The following is a 25,591-nucleotide window of genomic DNA, read 5'->3' on the forward strand; positions in this document are numbered from 1 at the left end:
AACACTCCCATTCTCAAACTCTAAAACCCTCAAACTCTACAACCCTCCTACTTCTCAGGCATTACCTTATAAGTCGGGTCATCCTGGATGTTGACTTCAATGATTGCTTCTGCGTTTTTCAGCATTTTTCTGCAGTCTTCGCTTAGGTATTTTAAATGTAATTTTTTGTTTTGCTGGGCGTATCTTTTCGATAATTTATCTAAAGCATCGAGGGCACTCATATCAACAATTCGACTTTCTTTGAAATCTATAATCACTTCATCAGGATCATTTGCGGGATCAAATTTATCCGTAAATGCTGTTACAGAACCGAAAAATAATGGTCCATATATTTCGTAATATTTTACTCCTTTTTCATCAACATATTTTTTTGCTTTGATTCTTTTCGCATTATCCCAAGCAAAAACTAAGGCAGAAATGATAACTCCAACCAGAACTGCTAACGCAAGATTATGTAAAACAATGGTTATTAAAGCAACCGTAATTCCTACAAAAATATCAGACTTTGGCATTTTATTGACGATTCTAATCGAAACCCATTGAAAAGTACTGATCGCAACCATCATCATTACTCCAACTAAAGCTGCCATTGGAATTTTTTCGATAAACGGAGCGCCAACTAAAATGATAATTAAAATAGTAATTGATGCAATAATTCCTGATAATCTCGCCCTTGAGCCTGCATTTAAATTGACTAAAGTCTGCGCTACCATTGCACAACCGCCCATTCCACCGAAAAATCCGTTGGTAATATTAGCGATACCCTGCGCAACCGATTCGCGGTTTGTACTTCCTTTGGAATCTGTGATCTCATCAACCATTGATAAGGTAAGAAGAGATTCAATCAACCCAACTCCTGCCATAATCATCGCATAGGGAAAGATAATTTCTAACGTTTTTAATGAAAAAGGAATCTGCGGAATATGAAAACTGGGAAGACTTCCGCTGATGCTGGCAATGTCTGCAACCGTTTTTGTATGAATATTAAAACCTAAAACTAATGCAAAAACAATTAAAATTGCGACCAGAGAAGCCGGAATAATCTTTGTGATTTTAGGAAAAATGTAAACAATGGCAATCGTTAAAGCAGTCAAACCCGCCATAATATATAAGGATGTACCTTGAAGCCAACCTACCACTCCGTTGCTGTCTGTGATTTTAAACTGTTCGATCTGAGCCATAAAAATAATGACTGCCAAACCATTCAGAAAGCCATACATTACAGGTTGTGGAATTAATCTTACAAATTTTCCGAGTTTGAAAACACCTACCAATAATTGAAAAATACCAGCGAGAACGACCGTTGCAAAAAGATATTCTATCCCATGAGTTTTAATTAAAGCAATCAAAACCACAATTGTTGCGCCTGCTCCGCCAGACACCATACCAGGGCGACCACCTAAAATTGCAGTTACCAATCCCATCATAAAAGCTGCGTATAAACCCGTCAATGGAGAAAGGCCTGCCAAAATTGCAAACGAAAGAGATTCCGGAATCATGGTCATGGCCACTGTAAAACCAGCCAATAACTCATTTTTGTAGTTTATTTTCTTTGAAAAATCGAAAATGTTGAGATAACTATTCATTTCGGTACAAAGGTATGAACTTGAAATAATTTATACAATTATAAAACTTTTACGCCACAACTTTATGTTAAAATATTCAATAATAATGGCGAAAAAATGGTATTATTTCACCAATAAGTGTATTTATTGAGTTTCTTTTTAATTGAATTTAAATTTTTAACAATATTTATTAATTCATTTTTTGGTTTGATTCTTAATTTTTATATATTTGAATACAAACTAATTGATCAATTTCTAAGAGTTATTATAGGAGTTATCCAACATATTTTTTTTGGAAAAAGGCCGAATAAATCAGGGAAAATCAAAGGTTTAAACTAGATAAATAAAATTGCATGAAAGAGCTTTAATAGGTGATATATTATTCATACTTATAAAAAAAAGGAAGTTTGAAATAGGTATATACGGTTTTTATTAAGCAAATGGAGTGAGAATTAAAAAAGAATCGTTGTACAAACTTTAAAGTACAAAGAATTCTTTACTATAAAAACTACCTGAAAACAAAAAATCATTAGCCAATAAATAATGATTTTAAGCAAACCATATATTAATTATATTTAATTTTTGTATTAGATAAAGCCCAAGTTGGTTTTATGTTATTTCACATAAATTATATTCAAATTGTTCTTCATTTTATAAATTTCAAGAAAGAAACAGAATGTAAAAATCTCTTTTCTGAAGAAAATAATAGACGCCTATTCATTCTTTTAATGCACATGTTTAATAAAGAAATATTTATTTAAATAAATGTTATACAAAGAGATACATATAGGAAAATTCATCAAAGAAAGAGTTATAGAAAAAGAAATTGCAATAGAGAGAATCTGTAATTTCTTGAACAAAGATGAAGATTTTGTTGAAGCCATCTACACAAGCAAGTCTGTGGATACGGATCTTCTTTTAAGATGGTGTAAATTATTGGAGTATGATTTTTTCAGGCTCTACAGCTCACACCTTATCTTATACGCTCCCCCATCTGCAGTAAATAAAAATGCTAATAAATCTGAAAAAATACCTTATTTCAGGAAAAACATTTATACTCAGGAGATTAAAGAATTTATTATTAAAAGAATTCTTTCCGGAGAAATGACTCAAAGTGAGGTAATTAGAGAATACTCAATTCCTAAGAGCACCCTTCACAGATGGTTACAGAAAAGTGATGATACTAACGAATAAAAAAGCCTGATGCGCCCAAATTACACAAAAATATACCAGGATATGCTAAGGCTTGAGCATCCTGAAAAGCTAAAAGATCCAAAAATACAACAGCTTATTAAAAATCTTAATACGAGTGAAGATGTATTAAATTTTAATGAAAGATTGTTTGAACAATCCAAAGAAGCTCAGAAAAATAATCAGAAATTAAAAACTTATGATAAGAAAACAATGCTGAAACTTTTGCAATATCAAAAGAAGCACGGTTTTTCTACCAGCTATATGTCTCGTAAATATAAAATAAGCAGAACCACATTAGCTAAATGGAAAATAACTTTTGAAGAAGAGTTTGAAGCTTTAAAATAAAAAAAACGGATGGATTAAATTTCATCCGTTTTTTATTTATTATTCATTATTTATTTCATTATAAGCATTTTAATAGTAAAAAATTTAAATCAAATGAAACATCAGTTATTATTATCTACACACAACAAACTATTCTTTACATAATAATCATAAAAATGGTAGTACTTTTGCTTCATTGAGAGTTTTAGTTTTAATAATTATAGACTTATAAAACCCGAAGTTAAAAACATCCCCCAATGATTAGTTTCATTAAGAAAAACATTTTATTATCCATACTCTTAATTTCAAGTTTAATAGCCTGCCAGAAAAAGGAGTTCCAAGAAATCGACGAATTATTTAAAGCCGCAGAAAAAAGCAATCTAGCATACAAAGATCTAGAAACATTTAAGTATTCAAAGAAGGCAAATATTTTAGCACTAAAAACCGGAGATTCTAAAATAATTGCAGAAAGTTACTATAAATTGGCACTTTCACTATCCAGTTTAGAACTGCAAAAAGAAAGTTTAACTTACATACAAAAAGCTTATACACAGGAATCTATAGAAAATAATATTCTTTTACAATCAAAATTAAAAGAACTAAAGTCCTATGATTATATTTCCTTAGGACTAAAGTCTGAGGGTTTACAGGAATTATTTGAAGCCAGACAAATTATTGAGAAACGGAATGATCCAGAATCTATAAAATTACTGGCAAGAATCTACGGACAAATCGGAAATTATTACTATTATGAAAATAATATAGACTCTGCTTTTGTTTATTATAGACTAAAATCTGATCAATTAAAAAAAATACCCGAAAAAGATATTTTTAAGAACAAAGCCTATCTCTACAACTATATAGCAAAAGCATTTTTGAAGAAAAAAAATGCAGACTCTTCTTTATATTATATTCAAAAAAGTTTCGATTTAAAGCAAAAATATAAAGATCCTTTACTTTTTGCAGAATATATTTCATTGGGAGACTATTATTCTGAACAAAAAAATTATCAAAAAGCACTGGAGTTCTATTTAAAATCAATTCAAAATATGAAGGAACACTCTGTTCTTCGTACATATTCCCCAGACATTTATAAAAAGATATCAGAAATGTATCATATGATGGGAAAAGAGACCCAGTATAAAGAATATGAGAAAATATTTTCTGAAAAAGAAAGTAAAATGCTTACTGAAAGAAATAAAAACACAGAATATGCGCTGAATATTATTTTAAAAGATAAAGCTGATGAATATAAGAAAGCCCAAGAAAAAAATTACGTATACATTTCTATTGTTATACTTTCATTACTTATTTTCTTTTTCTTCCTTTATAAATTACTTAATAAAGACATAAAACTGAAAGAAAGTCTAATCTCCGAAGCGACGAGTAGTTTGCAGAATAAAGAGGAAATTATTACCCAAAAAGATCACGAGACAAAACAACTTCAGCTAAAAGTAAATGATTCCTATCAAGAAGTAACATATTTAGCGAAAAACAATGATCCTTCATTTTATTTTCGTTTTCAGGAAGTATATCCGGAGTTTCAGAAAAAAATATTGGAAATCAATCCAAACTTTAGAACGACGGAACTTATACTTTGCGCTTATACATTTTTAGGATTCAATATTAAGGATATTGCCGATTATACATTTAAGTCTGTGAACACAGTTCGTAACCGAAAACAGAATTTAAGGAAAAAATTCAATTTACAAACAGAAGAAGATATGGGGATTTGGTTAAGAAATTTAATTGACCCAAATCCATAAATAAATTTAACACATTCATTATCAGTAAATTAAACGAAAGTAGTATACAAATGGTATACTACTTTTTTTGCTTTTTCATGAATTTTGTTTCTATTTGCATCAGTAAATCAATAGAGAGTACGATTAAAAAAAACTACAACACAAATGATGAAAAATAATTTTAAAAATTTAATCACATCAATCTAAGGATCTACTAAAAAGTAAAAATGAAAAAAAACTTATCGTATTAAGCCTCAAATAAAAACGGTAAGTATTAAAAACACAAATGATGAAAAAACGTATCAGTAAAATGCCCCTAATTTTTCTGATACAAAACAAAAACACACAATGATGAAAATTAATAGCTGAGAAAGGGTAATATTTCTCATCCAAGTATTTACCCTTCTGCTATTAATTTTCTTTTTTTTAACCTAAACTATTTAAATTCAGCTAAAATTTATCTTAACTCATTAATACTATTTCACAATTATTAAAAATATAATTAAAATGATTAAATTTTAATTATTATTCAAAATATCTATCTATTTTTGCCTTAATAAATAATAATCACACATTTTAAGGGCAAAAGTGACATGATCAAAGAAAAATCTTTCATAAAAAACAGTATACTTATTTTTTTTATTCTATTTTCGAATTTGGCAGCATGTCAGGATAGCCAATTAATAAAAATTGATAAATTACTAAAAAAAGCTCAGAAAAATCATACTGAATATCGTGATTTTGAAGAACTAAAATTAGCTAAAGAGGCTAATATTCTTGCAGAAAAAACCAATAATTCTAAACTGATATCTGAAAGTAGTTACGTACTAGCCCGTGCATTATGCTCTCTAGAACTACAAAAAGAGAGCTTATATTATATAGAAAAAGCTTCAAAACAAAAGTTTACGAAACAAACACCCGTTCTTCAAGCTAAACTAAACGAATTAAAATCATATAATTATTACGTTTTATCATTAAAATCTCAAGGCTCAGCGGAACTTTATAAAATTCTGGAACTTTTAAAAGGAAATAATGATTCTCCTTCTATTAAAATAATATCTAGAACATATGATAATATTGCCAATCACTACTTCGACGAAAACAAGATAGATTCCGCATTCATATATTACAGATTATCGGCCAAAGAATTAGAAAGATTACCTGTATCTAAATTCCACAATGCATTTTGTGAGCATTACATAAGCCTAGGAAATGCTTTCCTGAAAAAGGAAAATGCAGATTCTACATTGTACTATTTCAAAAAAAGCTATGAATTAAAACTAAAATACAAAGATCCAATACTCTTTACACAATATATGGTATTTGGAAGCTATTATGAAAACCAAAAACAATACGAAAAAGCTTTAGAATTATATCTAAAAGCAATTGAGAATATGAAAGAATATTCGGTAAACCAAATACCCTTTAATTATATAAACAAAAAAATCTCTGACTTATATGGTATTTTAGATAACAAAAAAAAGCAAGATGAGTTTGCAGAGATTTATTCCAAAAAGGAAAATCAACTTAGTTTGGAAAAGAGCAGAAACGTTGATTATGCATTAAACATCATTTTAATTGATAAAAAAAATGAATATAATTCTGCGCAAGAGAAAAAATACGCATGGATATTTATCGGAACTTCGATCTTTATAATCATATCATTATATGTTTATATTCTAATGAGAAAAAATTTAAAATATAAAGAATCTGCAATCTCAGAATTCACAAATACTTTACAGCGAAAAGAGGAAATAATTTCAAAAAAGAATGTTGAAGCAGAAGAACTTCAACAAAAAGTAAATAACGCCTATACTGAAATAATAGAACTCGCTAAAAATAATAGTCCTTCTTTTTATTTTCGCTTTCTGGAAGTGTATCCTGAATTTCAAAAAAAGTTATTAGAATATAGTCAAAACTTAAGGACAACCGAACTCATACTTTGCGCCTATACATTTCTAGGTTTTACAACTAAAGACATTGCAGAGTATACATTTAAATCTGTGAACACAATTCGTAACAGAAAACAAAACCTAAGAAAAAAATTCAGCATACAAACTGAAGAAGATATGGGGATTTGGTTAAGAAATTTAATAAGTGAAAAATTGTAAAATAAATTTAAAATGCTAATAGTCAAAATATTATACAAAAGTAGTATATAAATGGTATACTACTTTTTTTGCTTTTTCATGGATTTTGTTTCTATTTGCATCAGTAAATCAATTGGAAAGTTTGATTAAAAAAACTTTAAAACACAAATGATGAAAAAAACACAAACACAAAGAAAATTAATCTTATTAATCAAAAGATTTACTAGAAAGTAAAAATGAAAGAAAGATTACCGGATTGATCCCAAGCCAAGACGGTAATCTTAAAAACACACAAATGATGGAAAAAAAGTATCAGTAAAATGCCCCAATTTTTTCTGATGCAAACCAAAAACACACAATGATGAAAATTAATAGCAGATAAAGGATAATATTTCTCATCCAAATACTTATCCTTTTGCTATTAATTTTTTATTTTCAAGACCTTCTAAACTCCTCAAATATTCTAATTCATAGAATTTCATCCATCAGTTAAAAAAAATAATTAAAAAAAATATTATTTAATATATTTTCAATATAATTGTTTTATTTTTGCAATAATCCCAAAAATAATTATACAACTTTAGGGGGCGAAAGTTAGTATGATCAATAAAAATACTTTTATAAAAAACAGTATAGCATTTGTTGTTATCCTTATTTCAAATTTCATGTTCTGCCAAAATCAGTTCAAGGAAATAGATCAGTTATTACAACAAGCAGAGCAAAGTAGAAAAGAATTTAACAATCTGGATCAATTAAAATACGCTAAACAAGCCAGTATTTTAGCAGAACAAACAGAAGATTCGCAAAAAATAGCAGAGAGCTATTATAATATTGCGCGTGCTTTATCCTTTTTGGAACTGCAAAAAGAAAGTTTCTCTTATATAAATAAAGCATCTCAGCAGCCTTATACAAAAAAAAGCAAGCTCATACAGGCTCAGCTCAAGGAAATAAAAGCCTTTAATTATTACAGTTTAGGATTAAATTCGCAGTTTAATAAAGAATTGCCAGGCATTGTCAAACTTCTGAAAAATCAAAATAACAAAGACGCTATTATTTTACTCCAAAGAACTTACTTGAATATTGGCTCAACAAAGCCCGATTCTGCTAAATATTATTCTGAATTATGTTTTAAAGAGTTAAAAAAATTACCTGAAAAAGATACCCATTTAGAATTAGCCGATTTTTACAGATATAAAGGCACAGAATTTCAGGAGAAAATACCGGATTCTGCTCTTTATTATTATCAAAAAAGCATTCAGATAACTCAAAAATATCACGATCCCGTACTTTTCTTTAATTACACGGCATTTGGTGATTACTACTCTAGTCAAAAAAAATATAATTTAGCAATAGATTTTTATGATAAAGCGATTCAAAATATAAAAGAGCAAAATATCACTCCCTATCATTTCGTAAACAATGATCTTTATAACAAAATTTCAGACCTTTACGGGAAATTAGGAGACAAGGAAAAGCAGCATGAATATCTGGCCATCTATTCTGATCTTCAAAAAAAATTATTAACTGAAAGGAATAAAAATGTAGAATCTGCACTTAATATTCTTTTAAAAGACAAAGAAGAAGAATATAAATCTTCTGAACTTCAAAAATATATACTAATCTCCATTGGTATTTTAGCACTTCTTATCTTATTCTTTTTTATTTATAGGGTTTTAAGAAAAAACCTTAAGCATAAAGATACAATTATTCAAGAAGCCGCCACCACTTTACAAAATAAGGAAGAAATAATTGATCAGAAAAATTCTGAGACCCAAGAGCTGCAGCTAAAAATAAATGATGCTTATACCGATGTAGTAGAATTGGCAAAAAAGAATGACCCATCTTTCTATTTCCGTTTTCAGGAAGTCTATCCTGAATTTCAAAGAAAGTTATTAGAAACAAATCCAACTTTAAGAACTTCCGAACTTATACTTTGCGCTTATACATTTTTAGGGTTCAGTATTAAGGATATTGCAGAATATACTTTCAAATCTATCAACACAATACGCAACAGAAGACAAAATTTAAGGAAAAAATTCGGTATGCAAACTGAAGAAGATATGGGAATGTGGTTAAGAAATTTAACTTCCAAGCAAGAACAATAAAATTATACAGCTAACCTTCAAATAGTTAAGTGAAAATAGTATACAAATGGTATACTATTTTTTTTATGTTTTCATGATTTTTGCTTCTATTTGCATCAGTAAAATCAATCGGAGATCTGATCATAAAAACTTCCGAACACAAATGATGAAAAAATACTCCAAGTAAAATTGATGAGATCTAACCGATAGAAATTAACACAAATGAAAAAAACTACCGTATTAAAATTCCCAAGCTAAAACGGTAGATTAAACACACAATGATGAAAATCAATAGCTGAGAAAGGGTAATATTCTCATTTTATATTGCCCTTATGCTATTAAAAAATGAAAACTAGTATATCATAATAAGGTTTTGACAATAAGGTTCTAAATTATTTATTTAGAGCCTTTTTTATAATTAATATATCTACAGGTTATAAATTCGATCAGAAAAAAGAGTACAAACAAAAAGATTTATTTTTTTTAATTCTTACATAAAACATATATTTTATTTACTGTTCAATAAAGTTTATAAAATACATAATACCAATCAAATTAAAGAATACTCAATTACTTATGAATAATTTATTAAACTGATTACCAATACCATAACCTAAAATAGTATATAAATGGTATATCGATTTTTTTGATATTGAAGAAAATTTACTTCTATTTGCATCAGTAAAATTAATCAGACAGCAATAGTAAGATTTATTTAAAAAATACAAATGATGAAAAATTTATATCAATAGATAATGCCCCCATATTCTGTGATATAATTCAAAAAAAGATTAGTCGTAACAATTATTAAAAAACTCTGATTTTATTTTACTAAAACACAAGATGAAAAAACATTAGATGGAAAAGGGCAATATAAAACATATTGCCTTTTTATTTTCTTTTTCATTAATTACATTTGAAACATTCAATTTTTAATATATTTTCAAAAAAAACCGATAAAATAATTATTATCGGGTTTTTGTATTAAAAGGTAATTATCAAGAAAAGTACGGGGCATTCGTTTGCCGGAATCGAACCGGATAACCTTGTTGGATTTACCAACTTCGTTATTCCTCCCCTTTAAATGGTACGATGGAACTTTTCTCTACGACACTTTTATTTTAGAAAAAACAAGGCGATAAGCAAAAAGCGTAGTCGTGCTCTAACCAACTGAGCTACTCTTCCTATTTAGATTGTGTGTTTTAGATTGTGGAAGAGACGGGATTGTTCATTCTTTCTTATTTTTATTTTTGTATTCACGAATGCCTTGCATTTCGAACCCGTGACCCCATCGTAATGAGTGAAGTAACACTATTCTACGGCACTTGTTTTTATTTTTAAATTAAAAAAGAGGCAAAATACAAGAAAACTATAAAAATATAAACCATTTTCAGGTTTATTCTGGAGTCGAACCAAATTAACCGAAGTAAGTTTTCTCTAACGGCACTCTTTATTTTTAAATCAAGGTAATAATTGCAGAATCTTTCAGTTCATTTGCTCTACCAACTGAGCTACATTTCGTTTACAACAGAAAAGGCAGGAATCGAACCTGCGACCAAATGATTAAATATCGAAGTATGATTCCAAGACGACACTTGATTTGTATTTGTATGCTTTAATTTTAAAATCGAGCAAAAATTTGAAAGAGTTTTAAATTCAATGAAAAGTCGAAGGAACTCTTTCTTACGGCATCGACTATTTTTTTAAGTAAGGTAAAAAATCAAACAGAAACTTACTGACAGAGCGATACCATTTACGCCATCCCGAATTTTCGAGAACAGGATTCGAACCTGTATTGCTGTCCCTTAAACGAAGAAATTCTGTTTTACGACACTTACTTTTTATTTTTCCATTGGGTTTTTCTGTATTTTTTCCAATTTCTTTGAAACTTATCCTGCTTAGAATTTATGGTTTCAAAGCCATGTGGAAAACACCACGAGCACCCCATTTCATTTCCATTTAAAATTCTGGAAACCTGTACATTTGAAATTTTATTCGGGAAATCAATTAATCCATATTCATTGATTCCGAAAGATTGTCTTAATGCTTTTAATTTTTTCATAAGTATTGAGTATTAACCTCAATACACTGCTTCTTTAAGACATTTTTTATAATAATTCATGGTTATTGTTTTTTGTTGTTGCAAAGATATTGCTGTAATGCGCATTCTTTTTACGCAGTTAAAATTTCTTTTAAAATGTTTATAACTCTATTATTGAAATTTATTTGTCGTTCTTTCATTTTATTAATTTCAGTTTTTAAATCTGATTCATCAACTTCAAAAACAGATTCTATATTTTCCAATTCACTCAACATATACTCGGTATAATCTGAAAATTGAATTTTCCCATTTTCTTTTTTATAGAATATCCACGGATGCCCGATCCATAATTTTGACCATTCTGATGAATTATTTTCAAAAATATATTGCCAATCTTTTAAATTTTCAAGATCACTGCAGCAAGTAGGTTCAATTAAAACTTCATCGTTTTCCGTTAAAATAAGACCTCTATTAAATGAAGCTAGAAAATCATTTCCCTCTATCTCAATATCTTCAAAAATTACTTTTAAAATAATTTTTAAATTTTCATCATCTACAGTTTCAATATCCACAAAATAAGAACCTCTTTTAATTGGATTCAAGTCTAGATTCAATGTTGCAATAGCTTTTTGCCATCTTTCATATAAATCTTCAGAGCTTCGAGGATCTACTAGTTCTGGTAATTCATACTCTTCCTTCGAGTATTTAAAAGGACAGATTTCGATTACGTTAAAAAGTTTTATCATTTTATACAGTTTTTATTCCTAGCCCCGATTGCAACGACATCCTTTTGTGTAGCGAAGCGTAACAAAAGATACAGTGAAAAGCGGGATTAAGCTTCTAAAAAAATTGGTTATTAGTTTTTTATTTTTAAAAGCAGTGCCTTTTACAGCACTACTTTTTTTATCATTGCTACCGCTGATTTTCGGTCTTCCAAAGCATTCAATACATCGAAAATTTTGTCGGACCAACCTGCGATAAGGTATACATCATTTTTTCTGATATCCAGCGGTTGTTTTCCGTAACCTGCCAAATCAAAAATATACAATTTTGCATTTGGATTGAAACTTTTGTATTGATTCCATGAGTTTTCAAAGGAATTTCTACCACCGTTACTATCCCACAGCTGAGTATCCGTTAACAACATTACTTTATCTACTTTTTCTCTTTTTCTGATCAAATCTTCGATCACAAGATAACCGTTTGTAGAGTAACCAACCTCACCTTCTCGCTTATAGAATGTATCTACGTTTCTCAGGATACCATTTTTAGGCATCGGAACTCTCTTCCAAGTGTCACCAAACATACCTGAAACAACATTTTTGCACTGTGACTGCAACATCATCGACATCAACAAACCGATATCGTACAACAATACTTTAGATTTCGGAGAAACAGGTTGTTGCATCGAACCAGACACGTCTGCTGCGATCACCACCGAAGTATCGAAACCAAAACCTTTGATGTTTTTTGCACTTATCACCACCGCATCTTCCAATGCTTCCAAAATTGATGACAAGTAGGGTGAATCGATCATTTTCAATTCTCTATACGCTGACAGAAATCTAAATGGCAATTGTTTTGAATTTCTCACTGCTTTTTCATCCGACAAATAATTGCACACTTTGTACATTGCGTCTGATGAAACGTTCGCTTCTAGGATATTTCGCAAGTTTCTCAACGTTGCCATATAACCCAATTTGTTACTGAAAATCAATTCTTCCCATTTGTTTTTGAAAGCTGACTTTCTTTCTGCATCACTACTAAATTTTGTCTGACCCAACACCGAAAGTTCAACTTCCCAAGTATATGGAGCTTCCAACGAATCGTTAACAATTTTATTGAAAATTGCCTGTTGATTTTCGTCTTTTGCTTTTGGGTGAACCAAGAACAAAGCATCTTTCAAAGTAACTTCCGCTTTTCTGTTGTATTTTGCAAATTGGTATTCATCAAATTTATTGAAAGATTTTACCAAACCTTTTTGAATTTGTTTTGAAAGTTTGTTCAGCTTTTTAATATCCGTTCTTTCGTTGGCTAATTGGTAATAAGCCAACAATTCTGTGATTTCATCCGCTCTTTGGATAACTCCGTCAACGGTTCTGCTTACCAAGTCTGTACCTGAAGTCTGCTTCGCCAATTCGGTTGTCAAAACCAATGGAATTGAACGCAAATACATATCTTTTCTTGCATAAACCGCCAATTTTGCAACGAATTCCGGATCATTTTTCAGAATCAAAGCTTGGATTCTTGCCAATCTGTCATTTCCTTTTTCATAGGTTGCGTTTGATAATCCTGTTGTAACAACAGCACTGTATAGTTCTTCTGCAGGTGTCATTGTATAAGCTTTTGCACCTTCGTAGTTCATCACTACTCTATTCTCTTTTCTTAAAAAATTAAATTTCATGGTTACTGTTTTTTTTGTTAAACATTTGGAAGATTATCACTTCCTCTCTGATTTCTTATGCAAAGTAAGGGTTGTATTACGCAGTATTTTTGCGTAGTATAAGTTTTTGTGAAAAAGTTTTCATTTTTTTTGATTTAAACACTAATAACACAAATTTTTTGCACTAAAAACACGAATATTTGATTGTGATATTTGTGAAAATATTAGTGTGATTTGTGTTTAGATAAAATCTATCATTCGTTTTACATAAAGGAGTTGCTAATTTGGAGTTTTTGGAAATACGTTGTCTAGCTTTGTATACATTAAAATGTAAGCTATGATAAAAGGATTATATGAAACTCACGTACAGGTTAGCAGTTTAGAAAACTCGATAAAATTTTATACTGAAGTTTTAGGTTTGGAATTTGCTCATCATGATGGAAACCGTCCGATTGCATTTTTATGGATTGGAAAAAATAAAGAAGCCATGCTTGGTTTGTGGGAGCAAAAAGAAAATTTGCAGACAAGGCACTTTGCTTTTTCTGCCGATAAAGAAGATATTTTGAATTACTCTGTTGAGTTTTTAAAAAATAAAAATTTAAAGCCTTACAATTTCTTAAAAGACGGAATTGATGAACCAATGGTTTTCGCATGGATGCCGGCTTTGGCTATTTATTTTAATGATCCGGATGGAAATCAATTAGAATTTATTTCAATTTTGGAAGGTGATGGAAAACCAGAACTGGGTGTGATTTCTTATGAAGAATGGTTAGAAAACAAATAAAAACGACAAATCTAAAATTTAGATTTGTCATTTTTTTTGTAACCTTGATGAGATTCGAACTCACATTCCATATTGGCATTGCGGCTGTAAATACGCTTCCCTACTTCTCCGAAGATTTTCGGTGCTTCTGTAAACTCTACCCATTAGTCCGCGCAGGTCTAACCGGAATATACGCAAACTCTACGGTAAGCAATATTTTGCCGTAGGCTTTTCCCTTTAAGCTACAAGGCTGTTTGTAAAGCAGGCTTCTTTTTACAGAAACCCGCCTTTATAAAAATGGTTATTAGTTTTATTTTGCAAAGATCTCTTTCAGCTGAGAAAGAATATTACTGTTTCCGGAAACGGTAATATCTCCAATTTTGTCGGCGATTTTCTCCATATATTCCATTTCTTTCAGCTTCCATAGAACTTCGTTTTCTTCCATCAGTTTTGCGGTGTTGAGCAAACTTCTTGTGGAAGCGGTTTCTTCACGACGCATGATGCTGTTGGCCTGTGCTTTTTTCTCAGCGATCAAAACCTGATTCATAATTTCTTTCATTTCTCCGGTCAGGATTACGTCACGGATTCCGGCATCAGAGGCTTTCAAACCTAGATCTTCTGCTTTGTTTCCAAGATTTTCAAGGATTTCTTTTCCTACAGCATCTTTTTTTACCAGCAATTCATCCAATGTCAAAGCTCCAACGAACTCACGTAAAGCCAATTGCATCAAAATATATAATTGCTTATCATATTCTTTGTTTTCCATCAACGCTTTCTCGATGTTTTCCACCTGAAAACGTACATAGAAGTTGATACGAAGCATCGCTTTATCTTTCGTTAAAAGTTCCTGACCTGCAATTTCCATTTGTTGCATACGCGTATCAATGGCTTTTACCTCAACAGAAATTTCGTTGTTCCAGAAATAGTAAGTTCCGGCTTCCAAAACTTTGGTTAATTTTCCGTCAATCAACAATAATCCTTTATATTGATTCGTCACAACAAACTTTCTTGTGAAATTTTTCAACTTCATATTTTCCAGGATTGTTTTAGAGATTTTCTCTGTGATCTCAACTTTTGTTAAGTCAATTTTTTGAAATTCTCTGTTCAAAACACCTTTCCAGAAGGCATATTGACCAACATTCAAAACTTCCTTAAAGATTCCGTTTTCTTGTACCAAAACGATTTCGCCATCTTTCACGTCAATAACTTCCAACATTGAATTTAAACCTTCATTTTTCAATAAAAGATTCAGATCTTCAGTTGTTTTAAATGGATTTTTCATTTCATGAATTTCCACGGATTTATTTCCGAAAATCCAATGATTACCTTCTTTTAAGATCTCAATTAAGTTTCGGTTTTTGAAGACCAAACCAACCTGATACGCTTTAATTTGTACATTTTTAAACATCATATTTTATTTTAAGTGTTATTAATTTTAATTAAAAAAGGAAAAATTCGAGATTCTCTCTTCCAAAAATGGCGGAAGGAAAGTTTTTCATGAAATTCCATTCAATTCAGAATATTATTTTCAAACCTATTTTCTAATTAATCAGATCTTGGGCGTGTCCCTTGCCATCGCTGAAAGCAACAACTCGGGTCGCTACGTTCACTTCTATCTTTTTTGCGAACAAAAAAGGATATCCGTTACCATCGCTCACGCGGAAAATCGTCCTTCTTAGAAAATTCAGTCCAATCATTGACTATTCATCAACCGAATTTCATTTTCAGAAATTTTTTTTTTCTTACAAGCTTTTTCAAAATGTTGATTCAACAACTGAAAAAAACTCAAATTTTCCCGTTACAAAATGTTTTTTTAGTGAGAAACATTCAAAACTCTAATAAAAAATAGATTTTGAGTCTATTTTCAAACTACAGTGACAGTGTAGTGCTCTAACCAACTGAGCTACTTCACCCGAAGTGAAGACAGGATTCGAACCCGTGCATCCAAAAAAGCTATTACTCTAACCGAACTGAGTTATATTCCCTTACGGAAATAGAAGGATTCGAACCTTCGACCCATAGCGCATGGTAGAAGTTTTTTGGCAAACTTCTGAAACCTTCAAGTCAAGTTGAACAGAAAAAAATAATGTTTCTCAACAAAATCCTCTGCAATGGTGCTATACAGAAACACTCAACAAGACTTGCCTGATATTTTGACTAAAATCTGTTTTTCAAAATTTTAGTGTTGTTTTGTTTTGATGATGCAAAGTAAAGGGTGTATTGCGCAATGTTTCTGCGTAGAGTATTTTTAATATATTTTTTTAAATTTTCTTTTGTCTTGAAACAAAAGAAACAAAAGTTCAAGACTTGGAAACTTCCGCTAAAAATTAAAATTTAATCCTAAAATTCCCAAAACTCGCGCGAATTGATTATTTGTTCTTCAATTCAAAATTCGCCTCGCGCTTCAAACAGTGGGAATTTCTTAACGGATTAATTTTTAATTTTCTTAACGCTACATTTTCCTATGTCAATAAAAAAGCTCCCTTTATCAAAGGAAGCCAATATTAAATTGTCATATTTTACAATTACTATTGTTGTAAACACCAATGCAAAATCTTTGCAATATTTTTCGCATCATCCACACCTCTGTGATGTGTGCCTTCAAGCTTCAAATTCAATTCGCCTAAAGCTCTTGCCATACCGACACTTTTTCTGACGGTCGGATGTAATTCTCCGAATAACGTTTTCACATTAATATGATCATCACTCAAAGGATAATCGACATTGAATCTTCTTGCCTGATTTTGAAGCATATTCAAATCGTAGTTTCCATAACTTGCCCAAGTCAGGTCTTCAGAATCGTATTCCGCTCTCAGAATATCTAATGCATCTTCGAGTAAAATACCTTCTTCATCAAGCATTTTCTGAGTAATGGAAGTCAGTGCCGTACAAAACGGACTTACTTTTGAAAATTGAGGTTTCACTAAGATTCCCTCATTTTGCGAAATCTTTCCGGTTTTTGCATCCATGATACAAACGCCAATTTCTATGATCTCACTTTCCTGACCTCTCGGCGGGCGGTCATCCCAACACGTGGCTTCGAGGTCTATAATTAATATGTTGTCTGTTGTTTTCACTTTTTTAAATGTTTTAAAAGGTTGGAAGTTTGAAGTTGGGGGCTGGAAGTGAATTACGCATTGCAAAAAACTTCCAGCTTCCTACTCCCATCTTCCTTACCAAAATTATTATTCCAAAATTTTTCTTAGAATTCTGGCTGCATTGTAAGCATCGTCTGCTCCGCTGTGATGATTTCCTTCAAAATCCATGTTGAAAAACTTCAGGGCTCTTTTTAAACCCATCATTTTATGAAGTCCATGATAATTTTTGAATTGATTCATCACATTTAAGTAATTTTCAGAAAAAGGATTTTCAATTCCGAGATAATCACACTGTTCCATAATCTGCTCTTTATCAAAATTTCCAAAGCCCGCCCAAGTAAGCGAAGTTGAATCGTATTCATCCCTTATTTTCTCACAAGCTTCTTCGAAATGAATTCCTTTTTCTTTTATTAATTGTGGAGTAATTCCTGTAAGATCCGTACAAAATTTATTGATTTTAGACCTTTCGGGAATGACGTAAATGCTTTGTTTCTTGGAAATTGCTTTTGTTGTTACGTTTAATTCGCAAATTCCTATTTCTATAATATCGACTTTTTGACCAGGTGGAATTCTGTCGTTTTCCCAACAGGTGGCTTCTAAATCGACGATTAATATTGTGTTTGTTGTTTTCATAATTAATTTAATAAATGATAATTGGCAAATGATAAATGATTTTTACATTACTCATTACCAATTATTTATTACTCATATTAGCTTCTTGGCACAAACGGTGGTGTCCATTTTTTCTTCTTCATCAATTCCTTAACTTCCTCGTAAGAGATTGGGCAAAAATTGTGACAATCTACTCCAACATCAATACTTAAAGCCATTTCGTCATCTGACAATGTTCCGTGTGAATGCCCGTAAAGTTGCCAAACTCCACGATGTGAACCGTTCCAAGTGCGCATGGCGTAATGAAAAAGAATGATTTTTTGTTTGCCATTGTCGTTTTCAGGTTCATCAATTTTCAGTTCATGATAATCTCGAATAGAAGCGAATCGTTTAGGGTAAGTCAATGCTGCACCTTCATGGTTGCCTTTTATTAAGTGGATATTACCGTTTAATTGATCTAAAATTTCTTTGGTAAAATCAGGTTTTCCTAAACTCATATCGCCTAAATGATAGACAGTATCACCATCTGTAATTCTTTCATTCCATCTTTTGATGAGTTCTTCATTCATCTGTTCCAAAGACTCAAAAGGTCTTTCGGAGAATTTTATAATATTTTCGTGACCAAAATGATGGTCTGCTGTAAAAAATATATTGGGTTTCATTTTTTGTCTTGTTTAAATTTTTAATTAATTTTCTCGAAATGCTTTATAAAAAGCAGTTTCAATTTCTAGTTTATCATTTTCCGTATATCTTCTGGAAAAGTGAATCGGGATGGCTTCTTTCACCTCAAATTCATTCATAATTTTTCCTGATGCAGATGCAAAGCTGTGATAATTGGTCTTTGCAAATTCCTGATCTTCATCTTTGTAAAATGTTTCGATGTAAACCAAATCCGCTTCTTTGAAAATCGTTTTGATTTTTTCATAATTATTTTCACAGACGGCATGATCCATAATTACTCCTAATTTGTAACCTTCACTTTTTGTCAAAAGATGAAATAGATCAGAAGCTTTGTAAACTGTTTCTTCAATCCGGATTTCTTTGTTTGAATCGTTGTTTTCAAAAGCTGTTTTTAATTCGCTGATCCATTTTCCTTTTTTAAATTCGGAAGCATATTCATTAAAAGTGACTGAATCTTTTTCTTTAAACAGATATGCAATCGAATCTGTTTTGTGATCAAGAATTGCGAAATCAACATTCACGTATTCATCTTCAAAAAGGAAATTCTGAGTTGTTCCCAATTCAAGATCCCAATGTGGCGGACGAATTTTATAGACATTGATTTCTTCTTTTGAAACAATTTCCCGAATTTCATATTCGATAGCGCTTTCATCAACTAAATTCCAAGTGTAAGACTTTAATCTTGCTTCAACTTGATGATGAATATTTTTCGGTCCGCAAATCACAATTTTTTCTCCGCTTCCAATCTGATGTCTGAAAATTCCATCAAAATTTGAAAAATGATCAATATGAGTATGACTAATGAATATCGCTGAAACCGACTGTATTTCTTTCACTGTCAGTAAACTCGCTTCCCCGCAATCACACAAATAGTGTTTTCCTGAATTGGGAATTTTTATTAATATACTTATGTCTTCTCTTAAAAGACTTTTTATTTCTGCCTGTAACATTTTTTTAATTTTTTTAACTACTTTTCGCCTTTCAACTGTTTAGATTCCTGCGGAATGACAAACAAGCTGGAAAGTTTTTGCAATTTAATTAAACACATAAAAAAGTTTCGATAATAAATTACCGAAACTAAACTTTAAGAGTCATCAACTCTTCTTTTATAAAGTCGATTACTAAAGAATTCAATTTTTTGTTGATTCTTTTCTGTTCGTCTTTTTCTATAATTGTGAAAACTTTCGGGAAATCTTTTTCAAAATCTTCCAAAATATCCTGTGAGAAAAAACCAATGACTTTCCCAATCATTTTGGGTTCAAATTCACCAATCTTGCTAACAACATTATTCAACCTGTTTACAGTTGCGTATTTTTGGATTTCTTCCCAAATTTCCTGAGCCTTTTCACTGAAATGAACTTCTTTTTGAGTCGGTTTATCTTTTCTAACCATTTTAGATTTTTCGACCCATTTTTCATTTTTATTTTTTAAAATGACCCTTGAACCGTTTCCAAAATATTTGGTTTTCAAAGTTTTAACAATAGTTCCTTCACACATATTATTCTCGATTTCCGATAATCCCAACCAAGCCGGAATTTTAGAATCGAAAACATTAGAGAACTTCAAAGCCTCATCTAAAGTACCTTGAAACAAAATTTTCGCATAGAAAAATCCGGTTTCCTCGAAAATTTGGTTGACCAAATCTGTATCTAAATAAGTTGTTCCATTCAATTTAATATCGAATGCATAAAATTCATTGTAAGGCGCATATTCAACACCTTTTTGAACTTTTATTGCATCTTTTACGGGCTCAACTTCTTTGTGCTTGTAACCACCACCGAACAATTCACCGTAAATAACAACGGTTTCTAAATCAGGGTAAATAGTTTTCACTTTTTCGAAGACATCAATTACGTTTTTTCTGTAACGTTCTAAAATTTGATGTGCATTGTAAAATTTTTCATCCTTTTCGATGAAAGCGGTTCTTTTAGCGATCTTAATTTCCTTTCCATCGGTAAAGAAAGAGAAATTAGCGCCGTGAACCTTTTCCTGTACAATGAAAACCTCATCCCCAAAACCCTGCAAGTTGATCTGATCGATCACGCGGGTTTGGTAAGCATTTTCTATAGAGTTATATGTTTTGAAAATCATTTTTTTTAATTTTTAATTATTTTAACCACAAAAGAGACAAAAGATTTAACACTTTAAAACACTTAAGTTTTTAAAGCTTAACACTTTGAAAAACATCAAGTACACATAAGAGAAAATTCAAGATTTCATTTGTAGTTTAACTTATTTCTAATTCGTTATTCTTCATTTGAATAACGTGTCTTTGAGCGTGAAGTGAAAGGAAATAAATGTATTCATACACATTGATTTTTCCCAGTTCGTTCACCGTCATTGTTGTTTTACAGAGGAGACCTTCACCGTTTTTCATCAAGTCTAAATAATTTAAACATTGATGATATTGCTGAGAAATTAAACTTCTGATTTCATTTAAATTTAATTCTCCTTTCGGCTCCATATGTTCTGGTCTTATCCATTCAAAAGCTCCATACTCGCCTACCTTATCGAACTTTTCTTTATCGAAACTGTAATGTTGCATTTCAAGATTTAAATCAAGATTAAGATAATTTCTCATTGCTTTCTTTGAGCCTTTTTCAATAAGAATCAACAAGTAAAAGTTCGTCAGATAAATGTGTTCTAAAATCTGCTGAACTGTCCAACCTCCATTTGAAGGCGGATAATTCAACGTAGCTTTATCTTTATCAAACCATCTCTCAACCTCATCAAAACTGAGTTTCAAATGCTTTTTTATATCTTGAATTAATCTAAAAATATCCATTATAATTTTTTAAAGTTGTTCAAAAGACCTTCAATATTTGCCTTTCCAACAGGATTCATTGAGTGGGAGTAGAATTTTGGTAAGTCCAGATAGTTATCCATACAATATTCTACCAACCATTTTGCACAATCGTAACCTGTTTTTTCAACAAATCCCTTAGAATCTGGTTCTAAATAATGTTCATCTGCAAGGTCGTGGTCAAAAGAAATCATTTCCGGAAGTCCTTTTTCCAAAATCCTATTGACAAACTGCTCGTAATTACGAACGATATGCCAATCTTTTCTGAGGAAAATATTCTGTTTTGTATAATGATAAGCCTCAATCGGATATCTTATATCGTCCAGAAACAATAATCTTTTTGTTATTTCCATTGTTCTATTTTTTTAATTTGAAAAGTAAATATTCAAAGCTTTGATAATACTTTTCACGTTCGTATTTGGATAAAATCCCGAGCTGTTGATACAATTTATTTCAACAATTTTCCAGCCTTCATCGATTAAACAAATATCCATGACAAAAGCTTCTTCAAGATTGAAAAGTTGGATCATTTCATTAGCGAAGCTCAATCCGTCTTCTGAAACATTTTCTTCGAAAGGCGCATTATCATTAAATTTATAATATCCTGCATCGATAATTTGTCCTCCAACAATCCAAAGTCTTGCTTCTTTTATTGTTCGTTTTGCTTCAGAAATCTGAACCAAAGAATCTTCTGTAATTCTGTTAGATTTATTTTCCAATCCTTCAAAAACAAAATCTTTCCATTCTGTTTCGTTGAAAACTTTTCCTGTAAAAATTTTCGCTTCGTTGTAAGGTTTAATGAATTTTATTTCATCTTTTTTCCAAATCAATTCTTCTGAAATTTTATGAACGGAAACGTTATGATTGAGAAGATTTTCACCATAATATTGAGAATACACTTCATACAGGTGATTGCCTCCGTAAAAAGAACCTGGAAACCAATCGGTATTTTGTTTTGCCAATCTTGCAATTGTCACCGAGCCATACACGAAAATATCTTTTCTATCTGTTTCGAAGTCTATTCTTTCTACAGTTGGAGGAATATTAATTACATGATAATCAATATTTAATTCTTCCAAAGCATCAAAAATTTTGTAATGATCGGGATCTAAATATACATTAGCCTGAACTAAAAAATACATGGTTATTAGTTTTTAAGGTTCTTATTATTTACTTTTTACAATACTTGATAATTCCAATTTTGCATCTTCAGGGAATCCTGAAAGACCGGGAATATCGTTGTATTCTAAAATCACTTCTTCTCCGTTTTCTGTTTCTAGAACATCAATGGCAACAATATCTGCTTTGATATCTTCTTGTAACTGTTTTACTTTTTCTATCCATCCTTTTTCCGGCTCACTGATTTGATATTCCTGAGTTAAAGAATTGGCTTTCCAATATTTGCCTTTTCTTCTCATTGCCCAAACTTTATCATTTATAGCCAAATAACGAATGTCATATTTATAGTTAATAAATTTCTCTGTTGTCACATAATCCTGATGGATAAACAGTAAATCTTTTAATTCTTCCCATTGTTCTTTGGTCGAAACCATACTTTTTCCGTATCCACCGTGATGGTTTCCAACTTTAACCACAAATGGAAACTGCATTTCCAGATTTTTCAATTGAGTTACATTGGTTGCTACATTAAAATCAATAACAGGTAATCCGAGTCTTTTCAATCTATTTAACATTGATAATCTTTCGTATCCCATTAATAATGTTGAAGCTGAATTCACACAAGGAATTCCTGAATATTCAATTAATTCTAAAATATTTCTGTGTTTCGCTTTAGGATTTACAGCCCCCAATCTCCAAAAAATAATATCCGGTTTGCAGACTCCATCTGCATCAATAACATACAGTTCAGCATCTTTTACAATAAATTCTGAGGTCTGAACTTTCTTCTGAACCACATTAAATCCTGCAAAGTAATCTTTACAATATTTTTCTCCATTGATGATTAAAATTGTTTTCATTTTTTTATTTTTTAAGATTATACCATCATATCAGCACAATTGGAACTTGCAAATGCGTAAGGTTTTGCCTTAAACACATATCCCATTCCCAAAATATATCCCATTGCGTCTTTCAAAGCAACGTTAGATTTAAAATCCGGATCGGTGTTAATGTCTGCGTGTACCTCCATTTCCACATCATAAGTTTCCAGAATAGAGCAAATTGCATAGGCGATTTCTACGGATTTGTTGACCTCGTTCAACATTCGCTCTTTGATACTGATATTCTGTATTTCTCTTTCTTTTCTGATAAAGGTAAACGCTCCTTTTCCCTCACGAATAAAGACAACTGCCGTAGCATAATTAATGGCGTCACCATAAACGTGAGAGTCTGATCCCACACACACTTTCAGTCGGTGTCCATTTGCCTGTTCGCGGATGATGGCTTCTTCTACCAGTTGTGTGATAGAGTGTTGGAAAAATTTTCCAGTCATATTTTGCCATGTTTGTTGTTGCGTTTCCATTTTTTCTACATGTTTTGTTTAAATATTAAATTGTTAAATATGTGAATTGTGAATAGTCAATTTTTAAATTCATTATTAACTATTCACTTTTCTGTTGATTCATCAGGACTCGAACCTGAACAACAAGAGTCAAAGTCTTGTGTGCTGACCAATTACACTATGAATCAGTTTCGCGGAACAGACAGGAATCGAACCTGTACCTTTAGTTTTTCAGACTAACGCGCAGACCTTCTACACCACTCTTCCAAGTTTGCTAATTACTTTTTGTACGGAAAGAGGGATTCGAACCCCCAAAACCTTGAGCCTAAATCAAGTGTGTCTACCATTTCCACCATTCCCGCAAATTTTCATGAGTAATCAGTAATGTGTAATTAATAATATAAATTCATACTTAATAATTTATACTAGCAATAATTACTCATTGCACATTACCATTACTCATATTTTGTACTCCATAAGGGAATCGAACCCTTGCTTTCTGCTCGAAAGGCAGGCGTCCTAACCGTTAGACGAATGGAGCGTTAAAAAAAATCAACCAACCAGGAATCGAACCTAAACAACAAGAGTACATTTCCTGCATGCTGCCGTTACATTATCAGCTGATTTTTATAGTGGAAGTAGTAGGATTCGAACCTACTCAGCAATGAAGCAACAGATTTACAGTCTGCCCCGACTCTCCAACTTCGGCGTACTTCCGGATTTTGGTGCTAGTTGATTGTTGTTGGTTGATAGTTTTCAGATAATGCAATATCTCTAACTTCTAATCTCTAGCATCTAACTTCTTTTTTGTGAAGAAAAATAAAGCTTGTCATTATTTTTTTAGTTTGATATATGAACTTCTTCGCTCGACAAACTTTTTATTTTCTTCGGAACTAATCTCATTTTAGTTATTTGAGATGGTGATGGGATTCAAACCCACTCAGTTTTCACAACGGTTTTGCAGACCGCCCCGACTCTTCCACTTCGGCGAACCATCATTTTTTATGAGTGATAAGAAATTGGTAATGAGTAATTTTTCCAATTAACTTTTAACTCTAATTTTTTTTGAAAAAAAACAAAGCCTGTCTTAATTTTTTGTTTGATATAAGAACTTCTTCGCTCGACAAACTTTTATTTTTTCTTCGGAACTAATCTCATTTTAGTTATTTGAGATGGTGATGGGATTCAAACCCACTCAGTTTTCACAACGGTTTTGCAGACCGCCCCGACTCTTCCACTTCGGCGAACCATCATTTTTTATGAGTAATAAATAATTGATAATGAGTAATTTTTCCAATTAACTTTTAACTCTAATTTTTTTTGAAGAAAAACAAAGCCTGTCTTAATTTTTTGTTTGATATAAGAACTTCTTCGCTCGACAAACTTTTATTCTCTTCTTTGAAACAATTAACATTTAGTTAGTTGCGATTCTGGAAAGATTCGAACTTTCAACTTCCGGTTTAACAGACCGGCGCTCTACCATTGAGCTACAAAATCATTTTTTGTAATTTCGGAAGGACTCGAACCTTCAACCTTCGGCTTATGAAACCGATACTCTAACCTATTGAGCTACGAAATCTTTTATGTGAACTGCCAATTATCAATTCCCTTTGCTATCAATTTTCAAATTCACTTACGAAGTGAAATTCATTATTGATCATTCACATTATTGCACTCCATAAGAGAATCGAACTCTTATTTACTGCTCGAAAGGCAGCTGTCCTAAACCATTAGACGAATGGAGCAA

General features: G+C 31.3%; 21 protein-coding genes and 10 tRNA genes. 6 read left to right on the forward strand and 25 right to left on the reverse strand.

The window, feature by feature from the left end; all coding sequences use genetic code 11:
- Positions 1-47: 47 nt before the first annotated feature.
- Positions 48-1,586: a SulP family inorganic anion transporter gene (locus A0O34_RS04610; RefSeq protein WP_066751820.1), complete on the reverse strand. Its 1,539-nt coding sequence runs from the start codon at positions 1,584-1,586 to the stop codon at positions 48-50.
- 744 nt (positions 1,587-2,330) lie between these two features.
- Between A0O34_RS04610 and A0O34_RS04615 the strand changes: the two genes are divergently transcribed.
- The 5 genes from A0O34_RS04615 to A0O34_RS04635 all read left to right on the forward strand — a co-directional run bounded on the left by A0O34_RS04615 (position 2,331) and on the right by A0O34_RS04635 (position 9,023).
- The gene (locus A0O34_RS04615; RefSeq protein ID WP_066751822.1) at positions 2,331-2,759 is read left to right on the forward strand and encodes a helix-turn-helix domain-containing protein; all 429 of its coding nucleotides are present in this window, start codon (positions 2,331-2,333) and stop codon (positions 2,757-2,759) included.
- A 9-nt stretch (positions 2,760-2,768) separates the two neighbouring features.
- A complete protein-coding gene (locus A0O34_RS04620) occupies positions 2,769-3,104 on the forward strand; it encodes a hypothetical protein (protein WP_066751825.1) in 336 nt (111 codons plus the stop codon).
- A gap of 236 nt (positions 3,105-3,340) precedes the next feature.
- A complete protein-coding gene (locus A0O34_RS04625) occupies positions 3,341-4,849 on the forward strand; it encodes a tetratricopeptide repeat protein (RefSeq protein ID WP_066751827.1) in 1,509 nt (502 codons plus the stop codon).
- Between the two features lie 572 nt (positions 4,850-5,421).
- Positions 5,422-6,939 carry a helix-turn-helix transcriptional regulator gene (locus tag A0O34_RS04630; RefSeq protein ID WP_066751829.1) on the forward strand — a complete coding sequence of 506 codons (1,518 nt, stop codon included), beginning with the start codon at positions 5,422-5,424 and terminating at the stop codon, positions 6,937-6,939.
- 578 nt (positions 6,940-7,517) lie between these two features.
- Complete coding sequence (locus A0O34_RS04635; protein ID WP_066751831.1) at positions 7,518-9,023, forward strand: helix-turn-helix transcriptional regulator; 1,506 nt, start codon at positions 7,518-7,520, stop codon at positions 9,021-9,023.
- Positions 9,024-10,836: 1,813 nt separating this feature from the next.
- Here the strand turns inward: A0O34_RS04635 and A0O34_RS04640 are convergent.
- From A0O34_RS04640 to A0O34_RS04650, 3 genes are all read right to left on the reverse strand, one after another.
- Positions 10,837-11,064 (reverse strand): phosphate ABC transporter substrate-binding protein, encoded by a 228-nt coding sequence (locus A0O34_RS04640; protein ID WP_066751833.1) that lies wholly within the window; start codon positions 11,062-11,064, stop codon positions 10,837-10,839.
- A 110-nt stretch (positions 11,065-11,174) separates the two neighbouring features.
- A complete protein-coding gene (locus tag A0O34_RS04645) occupies positions 11,175-11,789 on the reverse strand; it encodes a hypothetical protein (RefSeq protein WP_066751836.1) in 615 nt (204 codons plus the stop codon).
- Positions 11,790-11,929: 140 nt separating this feature from the next.
- Positions 11,930-13,447, reverse strand: a complete 1,518-nt coding sequence (locus A0O34_RS04650; RefSeq protein ID WP_066751838.1) for a TROVE domain-containing protein — start codon at positions 13,445-13,447, stop codon at positions 11,930-11,932.
- A gap of 316 nt (positions 13,448-13,763) precedes the next feature.
- Here A0O34_RS04650 and A0O34_RS04655 point away from each other — a divergent pair, with 316 nt between their 5' ends.
- Positions 13,764-14,210 carry a VOC family protein gene (locus A0O34_RS04655; protein ID WP_066751840.1) on the forward strand — a complete coding sequence of 149 codons (447 nt, stop codon included), beginning with the start codon at positions 13,764-13,766 and terminating at the stop codon, positions 14,208-14,210.
- A 289-nt stretch (positions 14,211-14,499) separates the two neighbouring features.
- Here the strand turns inward: A0O34_RS04655 and A0O34_RS04660 are convergent, their stop codons facing one another.
- The 21 genes from A0O34_RS04660 to A0O34_RS04745 form a co-directional block, all read right to left on the reverse strand.
- On the reverse strand, positions 14,500-15,597 hold the full coding sequence (locus A0O34_RS04660; RefSeq protein WP_066751842.1) for a slipin family protein: 1,098 nt from the start codon (positions 15,595-15,597) through the stop codon (positions 14,500-14,502).
- 1,120 nt (positions 15,598-16,717) lie between these two features.
- Positions 16,718-17,266, reverse strand: a complete 549-nt coding sequence (locus tag A0O34_RS04665; RefSeq protein ID WP_066751845.1) for a 3'-5' exonuclease — start codon at positions 17,264-17,266, stop codon at positions 16,718-16,720.
- Positions 17,267-17,374: 108 nt separating this feature from the next.
- Positions 17,375-17,920: a 3'-5' exonuclease gene (locus A0O34_RS04670; RefSeq protein WP_066751848.1), complete on the reverse strand. Its 546-nt coding sequence runs from the start codon at positions 17,918-17,920 to the stop codon at positions 17,375-17,377.
- 77 nt (positions 17,921-17,997) lie between these two features.
- Positions 17,998-18,561, reverse strand: a complete 564-nt coding sequence (locus A0O34_RS04675; protein WP_066751850.1) for a metallophosphoesterase family protein — start codon at positions 18,559-18,561, stop codon at positions 17,998-18,000.
- Positions 18,562-18,585: 24 nt separating this feature from the next.
- Positions 18,586-19,530, reverse strand: a complete 945-nt coding sequence (locus A0O34_RS04680) for an MBL fold metallo-hydrolase (protein ID WP_066751853.1) — start codon at positions 19,528-19,530, stop codon at positions 18,586-18,588.
- 127 nt (positions 19,531-19,657) lie between these two features.
- Positions 19,658-20,671, reverse strand: a complete 1,014-nt coding sequence (locus tag A0O34_RS04685; RefSeq protein ID WP_066751856.1) for an RNA ligase, Rnl2 family — start codon at positions 20,669-20,671, stop codon at positions 19,658-19,660.
- A 136-nt stretch (positions 20,672-20,807) separates the two neighbouring features.
- Positions 20,808-21,365 carry a DinB family protein gene (locus A0O34_RS04690; protein WP_066751858.1) on the reverse strand — a complete coding sequence of 186 codons (558 nt, stop codon included), beginning with the start codon at positions 21,363-21,365 and terminating at the stop codon, positions 20,808-20,810.
- Entirely contained in the window at positions 21,365-21,736 is a 372-nt protein-coding gene (locus A0O34_RS04695; protein WP_082891096.1) for a cyclic-phosphate processing receiver domain-containing protein, read from the reverse strand. The genes A0O34_RS04690 and A0O34_RS04695 overlap by 1 nt, the downstream gene beginning before the upstream one ends.
- Positions 21,737-21,748: 12 nt before the next feature.
- Positions 21,749-22,525 (reverse strand): ATP-grasp domain-containing protein, encoded by a 777-nt coding sequence (locus A0O34_RS04700; RefSeq protein ID WP_066751860.1) that lies wholly within the window; start codon positions 22,523-22,525, stop codon positions 21,749-21,751.
- A gap of 24 nt (positions 22,526-22,549) precedes the next feature.
- Positions 22,550-23,362 carry an ATP-grasp domain-containing protein gene (locus A0O34_RS04705; protein ID WP_066751862.1) on the reverse strand — a complete coding sequence of 271 codons (813 nt, stop codon included), beginning with the start codon at positions 23,360-23,362 and terminating at the stop codon, positions 22,550-22,552.
- 17 nt (positions 23,363-23,379) lie between these two features.
- A complete protein-coding gene (locus tag A0O34_RS04710) occupies positions 23,380-23,865 on the reverse strand; it encodes a ribonuclease H-like YkuK family protein (protein ID WP_066751873.1) in 486 nt (161 codons plus the stop codon).
- A 94-nt stretch (positions 23,866-23,959) separates the two neighbouring features.
- Positions 23,960-24,032, reverse strand: a tRNA-Gln gene (locus A0O34_RS04715).
- 6 nt (positions 24,033-24,038) lie between these two features.
- Positions 24,039-24,111, reverse strand: a tRNA-Phe gene (locus A0O34_RS04720).
- A 21-nt stretch (positions 24,112-24,132) separates the two neighbouring features.
- Positions 24,133-24,206 (reverse strand) — tRNA-Leu (locus A0O34_RS04725).
- A gap of 107 nt (positions 24,207-24,313) precedes the next feature.
- Positions 24,314-24,385 (reverse strand) — tRNA-Glu (locus A0O34_RS04730).
- A 92-nt stretch (positions 24,386-24,477) separates the two neighbouring features.
- Positions 24,478-24,561, reverse strand: a tRNA-Tyr gene (locus tag A0O34_RS22270).
- Between the two features lie 198 nt (positions 24,562-24,759).
- Positions 24,760-24,841: transfer RNA gene (locus tag A0O34_RS22275), tRNA-Cys, on the reverse strand.
- Between the two features lie 173 nt (positions 24,842-25,014).
- A tRNA-Cys gene (locus A0O34_RS22280) sits at positions 25,015-25,096 on the reverse strand.
- A 173-nt stretch (positions 25,097-25,269) separates the two neighbouring features.
- A tRNA-Asn gene (locus A0O34_RS04735) sits at positions 25,270-25,341 on the reverse strand.
- Between the two features lie 8 nt (positions 25,342-25,349).
- Positions 25,350-25,423 (reverse strand) — tRNA-Met (locus tag A0O34_RS04740).
- Between the two features lie 93 nt (positions 25,424-25,516).
- Positions 25,517-25,589, reverse strand: a tRNA-Glu gene (locus A0O34_RS04745).
- Positions 25,590-25,591 lie beyond the last annotated feature (2 nt).

This window comes from Chryseobacterium glaciei (assembly GCF_001648155.1).
In the GTDB taxonomy this organism is placed as follows: Bacteria; Bacteroidota; Bacteroidia; order Flavobacteriales; family Weeksellaceae; genus Chryseobacterium; species Chryseobacterium glaciei.

What these genes read in the sequence shown, in the direction of transcription:
- A0O34_RS04610 (WP_066751820.1), bottom strand. Translation starts at nt 1,586, where the DNA reads ATGAATAGTTATCTCAACATTTTCGATTTTTCAAAGAAAATAAACTAC.
- A0O34_RS04615 (WP_066751822.1), top strand. Translation starts at nt 2,331, where the DNA reads ATGTTATACAAAGAGATACATATAGGAAAATTCATCAAAGAAAGAGTT.
- A0O34_RS04620 (WP_066751825.1), top strand. Translation starts at nt 2,769, where the DNA reads ATGCGCCCAAATTACACAAAAATATACCAGGATATGCTAAGGCTTGAG.
- A0O34_RS04625 (WP_066751827.1), top strand. Translation starts at nt 3,341, where the DNA reads ATGATTAGTTTCATTAAGAAAAACATTTTATTATCCATACTCTTAATT.
- A0O34_RS04630 (WP_066751829.1), top strand. Translation starts at nt 5,422, where the DNA reads ATGATCAAAGAAAAATCTTTCATAAAAAACAGTATACTTATTTTTTTT.
- A0O34_RS04635 (WP_066751831.1), top strand. Translation starts at nt 7,518, where the DNA reads ATGATCAATAAAAATACTTTTATAAAAAACAGTATAGCATTTGTTGTT.
- A0O34_RS04640 (WP_066751833.1), bottom strand. Translation starts at nt 11,064, where the DNA reads ATGAAAAAATTAAAAGCATTAAGACAATCTTTCGGAATCAATGAATAT.
- A0O34_RS04645 (WP_066751836.1), bottom strand. Translation starts at nt 11,789, where the DNA reads ATGATAAAACTTTTTAACGTAATCGAAATCTGTCCTTTTAAATACTCG.
- A0O34_RS04650 (WP_066751838.1), bottom strand. Translation starts at nt 13,447, where the DNA reads ATGAAATTTAATTTTTTAAGAAAAGAGAATAGAGTAGTGATGAACTAC.
- A0O34_RS04655 (WP_066751840.1), top strand. Translation starts at nt 13,764, where the DNA reads ATGATAAAAGGATTATATGAAACTCACGTACAGGTTAGCAGTTTAGAA.
- A0O34_RS04660 (WP_066751842.1), bottom strand. Translation starts at nt 15,597, where the DNA reads ATGTTTAAAAATGTACAAATTAAAGCGTATCAGGTTGGTTTGGTCTTC.
- A0O34_RS04670 (WP_066751848.1), bottom strand. Translation starts at nt 17,920, where the DNA reads ATGAAAACAACAAACACAATATTAATCGTCGATTTAGAAGCCACCTGT.
- A0O34_RS04675 (WP_066751850.1), bottom strand. Translation starts at nt 18,561, where the DNA reads ATGAAACCCAATATATTTTTTACAGCAGACCATCATTTTGGTCACGAA.
- A0O34_RS04680 (WP_066751853.1), bottom strand. Translation starts at nt 19,530, where the DNA reads ATGTTACAGGCAGAAATAAAAAGTCTTTTAAGAGAAGACATAAGTATA.
- A0O34_RS04685 (WP_066751856.1), bottom strand. Translation starts at nt 20,671, where the DNA reads ATGATTTTCAAAACATATAACTCTATAGAAAATGCTTACCAAACCCGC.
- A0O34_RS04690 (WP_066751858.1), bottom strand. Translation starts at nt 21,365, where the DNA reads ATGGATATTTTTAGATTAATTCAAGATATAAAAAAGCATTTGAAACTC.
- A0O34_RS04695 (WP_082891096.1), bottom strand. Translation starts at nt 21,736, where the DNA reads ATGGAAATAACAAAAAGATTATTGTTTCTGGACGATATAAGATATCCG.
- A0O34_RS04700 (WP_066751860.1), bottom strand. Translation starts at nt 22,525, where the DNA reads ATGTATTTTTTAGTTCAGGCTAATGTATATTTAGATCCCGATCATTAC.
- A0O34_RS04705 (WP_066751862.1), bottom strand. Translation starts at nt 23,362, where the DNA reads ATGAAAACAATTTTAATCATCAATGGAGAAAAATATTGTAAAGATTAC.
- A0O34_RS04710 (WP_066751873.1), bottom strand. Translation starts at nt 23,865, where the DNA reads ATGGAAACGCAACAACAAACATGGCAAAATATGACTGGAAAATTTTTC.